Source organism: Bradyrhizobium sp. USDA3010 (genome assembly GCF_056429065.1).
In genome coordinates this window covers 29,342-41,541 of record NZ_JBWJZD010000047.1, presented here as the reverse complement: position 1 = coordinate 41,541, position 12,200 = coordinate 29,342, and the positions used below count along the sequence as shown (strand labels likewise).

Genomic DNA, 12,200 nt, shown 5'->3' with positions numbered 1-12,200 from the left:
GTTGCCCGCTCCGAACCGGGATCAACCCATCACCGCGCGCCGGCGGCGTCAATCATCCCGACCGCGCTATCCAGAGCATTCCGCGCAAGTCAAGCCCAGGCACCCGTGATCCTCTCGTGACGCTCACGGTCTTCAAGCTCCTGCCGATCCGCCGGGAGGAGCGGTTCCATTGCTGATACGTCCATTTTTGCCGCTTTCTTTGCCGTCGAAATATATAACAATATCAATAGCTATATAAATGTTTTAGCTGCTGGTTTTGCCGGTTTATTTGCCGCTTTGGCGGGTAAAAAATCAGCTTAGGGCTCTTGTGTTTTAGGGCCAATGGCCACGTCCATTGGACCTAGGAGGATTTTATGACCCTCGTCAGAACACCAGAGGCTTTGAAGGCTGCAAGGGCTGCGCTTAGACTAAGTGCAGACGCCTTGGCCAAAATCGTGCGGGTTGAAGATGGTCGCACCGTGCGCAGATGGGAAGCCGGCGAACGCGAAATCCCCGGGCCCGTCACCGTTATCCTGGAAACGGCCGTGGGTTATCTCGACAGCATCAAGCTGATTGATCGGCAGTTGGAAATGTTGCGCTCGGGAAAAAGGCGCAGCGGTCAAACAACGCCTGCCGGCAGAATTGACGAGACCGCCGCCGACATCGAACGTCTCACGGCAACCCGAAAGAGCCTCGAAGAGGCGCTGGAGATACTCACCCTGGGTGCCCGTCAACGACGGGTCGGATCGCGTGCATTGGTACAGCCTGCAACGAGCGACCCCGCTGTTCGACCCAGCACAGAAAGATGAGTGGTCGGTCCCCGGCGAGCTGAGTCCCGAAGCGGCGCTGGCCTATTTTACCAAGCACGAGGGCTTCGAGGAGGGGCTAGAAATCGCCGCCGCCGAGGGCCCTCTTACGGAGTTTGTTCTCGAAAAACGCGAAGTGCTGCGCCGCCAGGTCGGCGCATCGCAGCGCCTGAGTGCCGGCCGAGTGATCGAGACCTATGCCGTGCAGCGACTTCTCAAGCATCGCCCATGAAAGCCTGAGGGATGGCGAGTTTGGCCGCCGGCATTTGGGGTGCCGCTGCGACAAGGCCGGTCAGTCCGGCGCGGACCCGTCGTCCATCCGTAACCAGTTTTCTTCTTGAGCCTTGCGAGTCGCTTTCCCGTGCTTCCCGCTGTCTCCGAAAGCAAAAACGGTGGATTGCCGAGCAGCAGATGCGGGGAACTACCGCTTGCCGCTTGACCCCTAAAACCGGAATGTTCTAATTTTGTTCTCGTGAATCATAGAAAGCTGCTGCGTTCCTCCTGCGCCCGCCGAGGAGGCCGGCAGGCTTTCACTTGGTGATTGAGATTTCGGAATGACAGCATCTGCCCTCGCGCTTTTCGGCATCCGCCTGCCCGGAATCGAATTTCTCAACCAGGGGGTCGAAGCGGCCTATCGCAAGGAGCTCGCGCCCACGACCATCGCAGGCAAGATCACCCCTTGGCGCGATGAATCAGATCCTCAACGCGTTCACGCAAGTGCGAACCTCGTTTCAGTACGTCGTCAACGCGTGGAGCACGATCGTCGAACTGATCTCGATCTATCAGCGACTGCGGAGTTTTGAGGCAAAGCTCCACGGGGAGCCTCTACCGTCGATCGAGACCCAAAAGGAGCCAGCCTCTTGGTCCGCGCAGGTGACAGAAGTTGACCGAGCCGGGCATTCCACTGCGCGCCAAACGATGTTGCGCTTTCGCCATCGTCAATGTGATGTTATAACATTACATGTTATGGCAGGTCCTCACGCGGGCCGTCACTGGCGCAAGGACTCGCCCCATGCCTGAAACTACGACGCAGATTCCCGTCACGGTCCTCACCGGCTATCTCGGCTCGGGAAGACCACGCTTCTCAACCGCATTCTCACCGAGACCCACGGCAAGCGGTTTGCCGTGATCGTCAACGAATTCGGCGAGGTCGGTATCGACAACGATCTCATCGTCGATGCCGACGAGGAAATCTTCGAAATGAACAATGGGTGCATCTGCTGCACCGTTCGCGGCGATCTTATTCGTATCATCGCAGGGCTGATGCGGCGTAGCCGCGCGTTCGACGGCATCGTGGTGGAGACCACGGGGCTCGCAGATCCCGCGCGGTGGCACAAACATTCTTTGTCGACGATGAGGTCCGCCGCAAGACCAAGCTTGATGCCATCATCGCGGTCACCGACGCCAAACATCTTCTCGAACAGATCGATCGGGCCCCGGAAGCCCAAGAGCAACTCGCGTTTGCCGACGTCGTTCTCCTCAACAAGGTTGATCTCGTTAACGAGAGCGGCCTGGCCACGGTCGAACGCCGCATCCGCAAGATCAACCCCTACGCGACGATCCACCGAACAGAGCGTTGCAACCTCGAGCTCGCCAAGGTGCTGGGGCGAGACGCCTTCAATCTCAATCGTATCCTCGAAGTCGAGCCGGGATTCCTCTCCGAGGAGCATGCCCACGAGCACGACGACGAGATTGCCAGCCTGTCACTAGTCGCCGACGAGCCAATGGATCCCGCCAGGTTCGTCTCGTGGATTCAGGACACCACTCAGCGCTACGGCACGGACATCCTGCGCATGAAGGGCATTATCGCAATGGCTGATGATGACCGGCGGTTTGTCGTGCAGGGCGTCCACATGCTGATCGAGGGCGGCAGTCAGCGCGCATGGAAGAAGAACGAAGCGCCCCAAAGCCGGCTTGTCTTCATCGGCCGCGATCTACCAGTGGATATTCTGAGGCAAGGCTTTGCGGCCTGCCGCGCTTGACCAGGAACCGGGGCTTGGGTGGTCGCGAGAAGCTATGCGAGAAGGAACTGTAAACAAAGGGCTTATCGAGCTGCGAGCGCGGCGCGGCGTGCATTCAGAAACTACAGAGAAGGGATCGTGTTGAACTCTTTAATTCTTGCGAGCTTTCGATCGCTGTATCGCCGCTCGTGGCGTGCGTGGCCATACGCTTGTCATAGAGTGTTTGGCCCAAAGGTCCTCCCGCATGACGGATCAGAACGGCTGAATCTCCACGCTCTGGGACCAAACGTCGTCCGCCTTGTTCTCCCTCTCTTCAAGGCATCTGAGAGCCCGTTGGTATTCGAACTCGCACCACGCAAGCTCGAATGGCTCCATCAGTATCTCTATCCACGTCTCGGCAAAGGCCGCCATTCCGACGAAAAATAGAATTCGCGACCTCCTGACTGACTATCAGTTGACGACGCCGGCGAAGACGAATGAGATGTCGCTGTGGCCAGCCGCACATGCAGCTAAGAGGATCGTGATCAGCGACTCAATTGAACCTTGGTAAAATTGGGCACCTCAAGGGGGGCGCGTAACGATACGAAAGTTTATGGCGGGTGTTCACCTGGCTCGCACACTTCATCCAACGGCTACCCGAGCAGCAAAACAATCCGACGGCTTCGTACAGCTCGTTCACGATTCGCTAATCGCCTTCGCCTCCCATATTGAAATTGCGGCGACATACCCACTATCTTGAGGCCTCAAGACGAGGTCATTAGGGGCTGGGCCAGTATGTCAAGCGCAATGGCAGGGATTGCTTCAAGCTCCGCGGCGCCCTGCGCTATGGACGTTGAATGAGCACCAGAGCGGAAAATCGACGTTACTTTGTCGATCGTCGGCTCGGCATTGTCATGACAGGCCGTGCGGCAGTTGAATGATCCACCGTCTGATCCGTTTGATTTCTTATCTCAAGAGCCCAAGCCGTCGTTGTTCACAAACCATAGAACAAAGGCTGCAATGTCGGTGATGCTTCCCGACGATGATGGTTTATCAGGACGGGACCGGACAGATTTTGTCTGTGAATTGCAAGCGCGAACCCAGCTACGCAGTATCAGAGATGCTTATAAAAGAAGGTCGCCGAGCGATATGTTCCGTCAGGGGCGAGCACACACCCGTTATGATACCCACCCGCTGCCATCCCTCGCTGGCGTAAAGACGCTCGGCAGCAGAACCTGTGGTAGTGCTGAGCGTCAACAACGTCTTTCCCTCCTTTCGTGCTAACACGCAGACAGCCGAGATTAGCCGGTGCCCGATGCCGCGACGGCGTGCACTTCTTTCAACCAAGACTTTGACGACTCGAGCGCTATGCAATTGGTTCTCAGACGCGGCAGGTACCATCTGGGTTGCTGACCTGCGCTATCTTCCGCAGCTAGTAACACGCATCCATTGCAAATGACCGCGTCCGCGACGCTACACCAGTACACCAGCACACGTCGTCGAGTTAGCGGTGGCAGAAAGCTGACCGAGTCGCCTGGGCGACGCAGTCAACGAGGATGCCGGCGAGACGCTCCAAACGCTTATCCACTTCGTCGGCGCCGATGCGCCGTACCTGGATATCGTCCGTCATCTGATTTCGGACGGAGCGAGCCGATCGCCCCCGGCTAGGTCGGACGGAGGGTTGATTGCCAACGCCACGGAAATAGCGAGTCTCCATCAGAGCGACATGCTCTTGAATGCCATAAATGGTCACGTGCCGTGTCGCCCAACCCAACCGAATCCGTGCAAATGACTATGGAAGACAGCTCCGCCAAGGCTGCAATGCTCAGCTACCCGCTCGAAGCGCCTGGACCGGAAGGCGCGCTCCGCATCACGAGCCAAATTTAGCGCAGAGCTCCGCAGCACGAAACAAATTCAGCGCGGAGATGAGAGTCTTGTCGTGCGGGAACAGCCTCCGAGCGGACTTAACCCGCGCATCATGGTCCAGTCCAGATATCGTCTGGCCCTCTAAAAGAAGGGCCTCTGAGAATCTACGAAGAGCAGGGCGATACGGGTCAAGGGCGGCCTCGCTGCGCCGATTGGCACGCGTCATCATTTCAATGAAACTCTCGTCGTCCTCTGAGGGGCCCCTGGGCGGAATCGCACGGCGAGCGGCGGGCTCGCAGCAAACGCGAAGATTGCTCAACGGCGCCTTCATCCTTCGGCTATTGGAATTCGTTGAGGTGAGCGATAGGATTGCTGATTGCGCGGATCAAACGCTTGATGCCGCGAAAGCGGAGAACATGCCCGCGATCGGCGAAGTTCGGTGGTACTGCTTTAATGTGCCCCTTTTAATGATTCCGAGCCGCCGCATTATTCGTCGCGTCATCAATTCGGCGCCGGTTCTTCTTCAGACTAATGAGGTCAGGTACCGGTGCTGGCTGGGAGCGCCGTCGCCAAGGACGGCTCAAACGCCTGTTGCCTCGCCGACCCCTCTTGCTGCTCTTACGAGGTGGCATGCTGCACCTGCGACCAAACTGTTACATTGGATGGGTCACAATTGTGCGGGTCCACGTGGCCTCATGTCCAAGATCACCTGAGCAAACATCCTAGCAGAGCAAGCTTTCGAAAAGCTGACGAAGCGCAGCGTAGCTGCTCGCGCTCGGGCGGGGCGAAATTGGCTCTGATCTATTTCGTCATGCCTGCGTCATCGGCCTCCCTCGGGCCTGGTGTCGAGCCGAGCGCGCCGAAGTAACTTCGGATCGTCGACATTCTGAAGGTGAGCCGCGCGACGCCCTACCGGATGGTCAGCATCCGGCAGCATCTTCATCGTATCATCATTCTTGCGGTCTGCGGCGCTGGGCATTGTGTGAGCTATGTGCGCCAATGGGGACGGAGATTCGGCAAGGCGTTCTCCACTCTCGATCCGCCAGCGCGCTCGGATCGCGCTCACAGACGGGATTCAGATGAAGTCTCATCCCGGTCGCGGGGAGCGACATCGGCTACGACGTGAGCGGATCATGAAGCGGCATTGGCGCGCTGCCGAAGTATCCTGCGCGTGATCAAGTTCGACCCAGGCTATGCCAGTCGTGACCTGGCACAGCCGTTAACTCTGGCATCGCTTACAAGTTGAGAATTGCGGGTTTCCTGGATACGGCCGGCGAGCGAACAACACGCCGAAGTGGTTGGATGTAGTCAGCAGACGGCAACTGCACGCATCCAGTCAACCTGAACAATCGCTCGTCCCGTAACGACCAAACGAGACTGCAGGGCAGCATCGATCAGGGCTCGAGGCCGTGCTCCCGGAGAACCTTATGCATCAGCTCGCCTTTGATCTCGTGAGCGATTTCGCTGAGGATCTGGGCTCCGACCACCCGCTGGGCATCGACATCATCCGTCAGGCCATGCTCCGCAAGTCGCTCGTTCAAGCGCGCCGGAAACTCATCTTCGAGCGCATCGGCAATCCGGTCCCGCGCCGCGGCATGATCATCGGGGGCGATCCGCCTCACCGCCGCATCCCAGGGCCCCCAGCGCGTTGCGAGAAACTCCGCAAAACCCGTCGCTTCCTGTTGCCGCACCGACGTCTCAGCCCTGGCAACGTCGTCCGGCGTGACCTCAGCGAGATTCAAGAAGCGCATATCGGGGGCGATGTGGCGCAGTTCAAGCCGATCCCGTAGCTGGGTCTGATAGGCAAGATAGACCTCGATCTCGTCGATATTGGCCTGCGGGTCGGCACGACGCAGCGAGCTGACCGTCTCGCGTGCGATGTCGTCAAGCGCCTCCAAACGAAACATGACTCGGCCGTGTTGGAGCAGTTGGTCGAGCCGATTGTCAAAGAGCCCGTCCTTGACATCGGCGTTCAGGCGTGCGGTCTGCATGCCGTTCCAGGTCAAAGTGATGCGGTCCTCGCAGGATGCAGTCGCTCCATTGGCCAGCTCGAAATACTGCTTGCGCAGCTGCGGCCTCATCGCGGCTTGTAGCAGACTCTCGGCCACCTGGTCGCGGAACGCCTGATGACCATAGTTCACGGTGCCCGCGAGCCTTTCGAGAAAGAGTGCGAAGTCCTGCGCACCCGGCTCTTCGGCGAAGCCCTGCCACGTGTCCACTGCGCCGGGCTCGTCCGCGAGCCAATCCGCGACAACCTCGCGCAGCAGAGGCGGCTGATGTTCCACCGGTTGGAGCGGCATCGACAGCAAGACCTGCGGGCCGGCATAATCCGCGCCACGCGTGACTGACGCCAAATCGGCCAGCACCGGGGGCGGTATCGGATTAGACCGCAGGTCGATGCTGGACGCACTGCCGAGCTGCGTCAGCGCGGTCGCGGGCAGGCCGGTCAGCTGATTATTGCTGGCGCCGAGCATTTCAAGGCTGACCGGGAGCGTCTCGGGCAGATTGGTCAGCTGATTTTCGCTGACGTCCAGGTATCCAACTCTAGCCGGAATCTCGGGCAGGCTTGTCAGCTGGTTGTCGCTTGCGTCCAGGTAGCGCAGTCTGGCTGGAAGATCGGGCAGGCTCGTCAGCTGATTTTCGCTGACGTCCAGGCGGTGGAGCCTGGCTGGAAGGTCGGGCAGACTGGTCAGCTGGTTATTGCTGGCGGAGAACTCCTCGATCGTGGCGGGAAGGGCGGGCAGATCGGTCAGCTGGTTGCCATCGACCATCAAGCTGCGGAGCCTGGATGGCAGCTCTGCCGGCAGGCTGGTCAGCTCGTTGGCCATGAGGTGGAGGTTCCGCAGCCTGCTCGGAAGGGCGGGCAGGCTAGTCAGCCGGTTGTCAGAGGCGTAGAGGTCCCGGAGTCCGCCCGGAAGCTGGGCCGGCAGGCTGCTCAACTGGTTACCGATGACCATGACGGTCCGGAGCCTGGCCGGGAGTGAGGTTGGCAAGCTGGTCAGGGACAATGACGACAAATTCAGCTCGCCTCTGACATCACCCTCGTCCCGCCATGCCCTCGTCCGGTTGACCCCCTCTTGCCGATTCTCGTTTTCGCCCTGCCCCTCTTCCGCTGCCCAGCTCGCCAGGACGCGGTCCTGCGACGAGACGAGGTCGGCGGCGGCCGCTCCTGTGGCCCACCGAGTCAAGGCTGACGCCCACAGGGTCAGGCATGAGGGGGACTGCCCGGCGGCCCCAGACGTTGGCTCGGCGCTTTCGGATTCGGAAGCTATGCCTGCGCGAGGCTGGGCCCGTTCTGTATTCATTGAACTCCATGACATGTTTGGACTCAGCCGATTAGGCAGCTCTATCGGCTGGATCGAGCCGTTCGCATGCTAGCACGCTCAGCTGTCGATAAGCTGACGAGCGTCAGGTTATCCGCCATGAAGCTGTTGACAAGCCACTCTTCGTTCGCGCGGTGGGGATCCTGCGCTGTCGCGCAGCTGCGCAAATATTTCAATTCGAAAATTTGCAGCTTCGGACTCGAGAATGCTGCTCAGGCGGGAGCATAACTCCGTCCGACGAAATACTCAGAAGGCAGGTCATCTTCAAACCGTTTTGCTGGTTGGAAGCTGACTGCTCCTTTTGATGTCCGTCTATGACGCTTTCTGAGACGCTCTCTGTTCGACCACTTGCGAGCGAGTGGTCAGCCGCGTCGGCGTTGTCGGCCGTGTCCATCGCCTTACTCCTTGCTTGCGCGGTCTTCCATTCGGCCCGGAGTTGCTGTCCATATGCATTCACTATGCTTCCATCTGCGAACGGTATTTCCACTCGATCGTGGCACGGACTAGAACTGCTCAAACAGTTAATCTTGGGTTCCTGCGTGCTGGAAAGCGGAGCTTCACTCGTTCAGCAATAGAACATGGCTCCGAACGCAACCGGGTCTCTCCGGAGTCCACACAAGCCGACATGTCGGTTTTCTTTTCGTTCTTCCAGGACCCTCGGCATGTGAACCGAAGCTTCTATTCGCAACCGCTAACGCCGGATTGGAGGACCGAGGTAACTTCCCCGCCGCCGCCTGGATCCCGCGAGGACTTGGTCTCGGAGATCATCGGTCCGTACTATGCGCACTTGCCGACGTTTCTGAGCGCCAGCGCCGGAGCAGAGGCACTCGAAACGGCGATCGCCGCCGTATGGTCGCAACAATGGCCACGCTTGCGGATGGAGTTTTCGTTCCTAACCGCCCAGCTTGGAGTTCGTCCTCGGCGCAGTGCAAGGTACGACGTTCAAGTAGCGTTTCCTGAAACTGGTGAGGGGGGCGCTAGGCCCGAATGGGTCGACGCTGCTACCGACGACGCGAGTGCTGGCGAGGTTACTCCTCTTCGTCGATTCCTGTGGCGCTATGGGCGCGACATGAAGAATCCGCGGGATCGTTTTCAACTGCTCGTCGAGACCTTCCTAGTTTTGGGGAGGGGGCAGGCACTTCCAATGGCGGCTGCGGTCAAGGTCTTCGATGAAGTGCCCGAAGAGACCGATGGAGCGATATTGAAGAATGACATCTTAGGCTTCGACACGAACTCGCTGTCGATCTGTCCGCCGGTATCGTTCCTCGACATGCTTCGTCTGCTCGACATGAAGGGTTCGGATTCCGCAGTCGACGTCTCCGAAATCGAGCAGCGCTTCGGACGGCTTTCGGCCGCCGAAGTGGCGGAGGTCGTCAACTTCGCGGCGGCAAATGGCAATCGCCTCGATCGATTGCGCGATCCGATCGTCGGGTGGACCGTCGCTCCCGCCGACGGTGAGATCGTCAATTCTGTCGCCACGACTCCCTTTCGGATGAGAATACTCATCGCGCGTCCCGATCTAATAACCGCGCGCGCCGTTGCCGATCTTCCGGGGCCAGACCTCTCTCGCTTGTTCGCCGTCAGCCGAACCTCCGAAGCAATGGCGACGATTATCGACGTCGCCGTGCGCCGCGACCTCGGCGAGGGGGCCGTCGAGATCTTGAAGCGGGCACCGGAATTCGCCATACGATCCGTGATCGACGCTGTTCGCACCAGTCGTGGCGTCGACCAGCCGCCAATTCCCGGAACGCACTTTTGGATCTCGACCTGCTCCAACACGCGGCAGGCCTTGCCGACGTGCTGACGATCGCACGATTGATCAATCTCAAGCACAGCATCGTAACGCTTGGAAGATCATCGGAAAATTGGTCGACGCGATGGAATTCGCTGCAGCGGGACGTCCCGGAACAGGGTGTCCTCGACATCGAATCCGACCTCCTCGTTCACGCGCTCGAGGAGGCTAGTCAGGCGAGTTGGAATCTAATTGGGGCGATACTTCCCGAACTGCGCGCGACGATCAACGCCGGGCCGCTCGGCGGCAACGCGCGACAGACCCTCGACAGATCGCTGCCGAGCATCGGCTATGACAAGTGGGATCTCAATAGACGGATATTGCTCGCTCTCCACGCGCTTCAAAAGCGGACCATCGTCGACAGGCCGATGTTGTCGAGCGCCGGCCTAATCGATATCGAAGCAGATTTCGTCTTCACAGGACCGAGGGAAGAACCGAAGCGTCAAAAGCTTCTTCTGGTGGCTCGACTGACGGGAGCGGCGATTTGCCGGTGCGGTTCCGGCGCCTTGGGTACAGTTTAGTTCTAGGGACAGCCTCCGGATCGAACGCTGAAGTCTGTCGAACTCGCAAGTTTGGCGGTCCGCCTTCAGTCCTAGCCAGGCGTCCCCTTCCGCCGCTTGAGATATTCTCGCGCGGTGTCCTCCATCATTTTGTGGTGGCGGGCGCCTTGATGTCGGGGGTGATCTCGTTTTCCAGCTTCATGGCGGAGATCAGGTTTTCGCGCGATCTTGGGACGAAGTTGCTTCAGCGGAACCGGACCATGGGCGACGAGGGGGAATGATCGCGATCGGCGTGATCGCGATCCCCGCAGTGCGCCAACATGATTGGCAGGAATGATCAGCGTCGGCCGTGCCAGTGTCGGGATAGGGGGCGCTGGCCTGCTTTAACCCCTAGTGGCCTAATTTGAATTTTGGAGTGGCCTGTTTTGGTTTAAGCGAATGGAAAGCATGGCTTAGCTGACGTTCTCGGTAGGACTACCGAGCGGCGATCACGGCATGTTCTCACCATCTCCGGGCCTTATGCCGCTATAAAATTCAATATGCAGTTTGTGCCAGTTTCCGCCCGGGGTTCTCCGTGGGTGAACGGAGCTCCTATCTCAATTGGGCGCATGAGATTGACGGCTGCCGCGAGCTTTCCGCAAAATGGGGGTTCCGTCAGGGCAGTCGGGGATCGTCAATGAAGGACATGAAGGCGCACTTGGAGAAGCTTCGGGTTGAGGCTGAGGAGTGCGAACTAATCAGCAAGCTCGCGACCAACGCGACCAAGAAAGAGCTGTTCGCCAAACTGGCGACTCACCACCGCGCGCTGGCCGACGAGGTTGAACGGGCGATCAGCTCTAGTCCCATTGGCTAATGCGCTCCTAGGAACCTTGCATTTCCCTGACAATTAGACTCCCCGTTCCGGGCGGGGAACCGAACGAGGGAAAGGGAGCAATGGGTTCGAAACGTCGCCGTGTGAAGCAGACAAATTCACTTGAAGAAAGACTTTTAGAGCGCGCTCGACAGCTGCACCAACAGGCCGCAGCGCTCTCCCCAGGTATCGAGAAAGGAGCGCTGCTGAAGCTTGCCCGACAAGCTGAAGCTGGCGCGAGCATGACCGAATGGCTCCGCGCTCCCGAGGTCCTATCGTCGACCTAGAAGGGATTTCGAGTGAAGGGATTATTGATCGCCGCTGGCATTATTTTTGTTCTGTACGTCATCGACCAGCACTTCAATCACGGCCAATACACCGATGCCGTCCAGCGCATGGCGGCTCAGATGAGGCATTCCTTTGGATTGTAGGCCGCCTCAGTTGGCGGCCTCTTTGTTTGGTGGCACTGGACAGGGCGGCGGATTCCTGTGTCCAACTCCCAATCCATTGTTGGCGCAAATCGCTCTAATCCGTCGTTCATACGTAGCCAATCACCGTAGTTTCCCGGAATCCAACACTGTTGTTGAAAACTCTAATGTCCCCCTTGCCGGGGCTAGATTTCAGCACGGACCGATATTCAAACCGGCAAGGGGCCGCTCGCGTGAGGCGGCCCCTTTCGATTCCGGTGGCCTGTTTTGTTCCCGCGAGTGGCCTATTTCGGCCAGTACCGGATAGGGCATGCTGCCGGTGCTGCCGAGCAGCAGCATCAGCACGCCGATCGGGACACGAGGGCACCGCAGCGGGCGAGCGGGCCTCGTCGACATGTCGACGAAGCCCGCTATCACGGCTTCGGTTGACGCACGCAAGAAGACCATTGTCTGCCAGGTCGCCGTTGAGCTTCAGCCGACGGCATTCGCGTGAGGCGGCAGCGAACCAGTTGGTCCGGAGCGTTCGCCGATCATCGGTAGCAGCAGCACTGAGAAGACCGCTGTGATCATGATCAGCATCGTGCCGCCGAAGTAGAGCAGCACCGGCACTGGGTAATACCGATGGTGCATCACGGCCCTGGTTCCGTCTCCCGGCTTCCGGCTGCGGCTCATCGGACGGCGGGACTGCGGGCGGGCTCGACCATCCGCCTTAACAG

General features: G+C 59.2%; 9 protein-coding genes and 2 pseudogenes. 7 read left to right on the top strand and 4 right to left on the bottom strand.

Annotated elements, in window-relative coordinates:
• Nucleotides 1–407: 407 nt before the first annotated feature.
• Nucleotides 408–713: a hypothetical protein gene (locus tag AC066Y_RS38365; RefSeq protein WP_478278389.1), complete on the bottom strand. Its 306-nt coding sequence runs from the start codon at nt 711–713 to the stop codon at nt 408–410.
• On the opposite strand from AC066Y_RS38365, the gene AC066Y_RS38360 reads away from it, so the two are divergent.
• From AC066Y_RS38360 to AC066Y_RS38350, 3 genes and pseudogenes are all read left to right on the top strand, one after another.
• Nucleotides 703–1,017 carry a hypothetical protein gene (locus AC066Y_RS38360; protein WP_478278388.1) on the top strand — a complete coding sequence of 105 codons (315 nt, stop codon included), beginning with the start codon at nt 703–705 and terminating at the stop codon, nt 1,015–1,017. The genes AC066Y_RS38365 and AC066Y_RS38360 overlap by 11 nt on opposite strands.
• A 337-nt stretch (nt 1,018–1,354) precedes the next feature.
• Nucleotides 1,355–1,631: pseudogene (locus AC066Y_RS38355) on the top strand (SbmA/BacA-like family transporter); the annotation flags it as partial.
• 166 nt (nt 1,632–1,797) lie between these two features.
• A pseudogene (locus AC066Y_RS38350) lies at nt 1,798–2,767 on the top strand (CobW family GTP-binding protein).
• Between the two features lie 1,062 nt (nt 2,768–3,829).
• Here the strand turns inward: AC066Y_RS38350 and AC066Y_RS38345 are convergent.
• Both AC066Y_RS38345 and AC066Y_RS38340 read right to left on the bottom strand, forming a co-directional pair.
• Nucleotides 3,830–4,126: a GNAT family N-acetyltransferase gene (locus tag AC066Y_RS38345; protein ID WP_478278387.1), complete on the bottom strand. Its 297-nt coding sequence runs from the start codon at nt 4,124–4,126 to the stop codon at nt 3,830–3,832.
• Nucleotides 4,127–5,985: 1,859 nt separating this feature from the next.
• Nucleotides 5,986–7,419, bottom strand: a complete 1,434-nt coding sequence (locus tag AC066Y_RS38340) for an NEL-type E3 ubiquitin ligase domain-containing protein (protein ID WP_478278386.1) — start codon at nt 7,417–7,419, stop codon at nt 5,986–5,988.
• 1,246 nt (nt 7,420–8,665) lie between these two features.
• On the opposite strand from AC066Y_RS38340, the gene AC066Y_RS38335 reads away from it, so the two are divergent.
• The 4 genes from AC066Y_RS38335 to AC066Y_RS38320 all read left to right on the top strand — a co-directional run bounded on the left by AC066Y_RS38335 (nt 8,666) and on the right by AC066Y_RS38320 (nt 11,977).
• Nucleotides 8,666–9,718 (top strand): hypothetical protein, encoded by a 1,053-nt coding sequence (locus AC066Y_RS38335; protein WP_478278385.1) that lies wholly within the window; start codon nt 8,666–8,668, stop codon nt 9,716–9,718.
• Nucleotides 9,670–10,227, top strand: a complete 558-nt coding sequence (locus tag AC066Y_RS38330; RefSeq protein WP_478278384.1) for a hypothetical protein — start codon at nt 9,670–9,672, stop codon at nt 10,225–10,227. The genes AC066Y_RS38335 and AC066Y_RS38330 overlap by 49 nt, the downstream gene beginning before the upstream one ends.
• Nucleotides 10,228–10,882: 655 nt before the next feature.
• Nucleotides 10,883–11,059 carry a hypothetical protein gene (locus AC066Y_RS38325; protein ID WP_478278383.1) on the top strand — a complete coding sequence of 59 codons (177 nt, stop codon included), beginning with the start codon at nt 10,883–10,885 and terminating at the stop codon, nt 11,057–11,059.
• Between the two features lie 735 nt (nt 11,060–11,794).
• Nucleotides 11,795–11,977 carry a hypothetical protein gene (locus AC066Y_RS38320; RefSeq protein WP_478278382.1) on the top strand — a complete coding sequence of 61 codons (183 nt, stop codon included), beginning with the start codon at nt 11,795–11,797 and terminating at the stop codon, nt 11,975–11,977.
• On the opposite strand, the gene AC066Y_RS38315 is transcribed toward AC066Y_RS38320, so the two are convergent.
• Entirely contained in the window at nt 11,956–12,117 is a 162-nt protein-coding gene (locus AC066Y_RS38315) for a hypothetical protein (protein ID WP_478278381.1), read from the bottom strand. The genes AC066Y_RS38320 and AC066Y_RS38315 overlap by 22 nt on opposite strands.
• Between the last annotated feature and the right edge of the window lie 83 nt (nt 12,118–12,200).

Coding starts and splice junctions, on each gene's coding strand:
- AC066Y_RS38320 (WP_478278382.1), top strand. CDS start 11,795: ATGCTGCCGGTGCTGCCGAGCAGCAGCATCAGCACGCCGATCGGGACA.
- AC066Y_RS38340 (WP_478278386.1), bottom strand. CDS start 7,419: ATGGCCAACGAGCTGACCAGCCTGCCGGCAGAGCTGCCATCCAGGCTC.
- AC066Y_RS38325 (WP_478278383.1), top strand. CDS start 10,883: ATGAAGGACATGAAGGCGCACTTGGAGAAGCTTCGGGTTGAGGCTGAG.
- AC066Y_RS38345 (WP_478278387.1), bottom strand. CDS start 4,126: ATGGTACCTGCCGCGTCTGAGAACCAATTGCATAGCGCTCGAGTCGTC.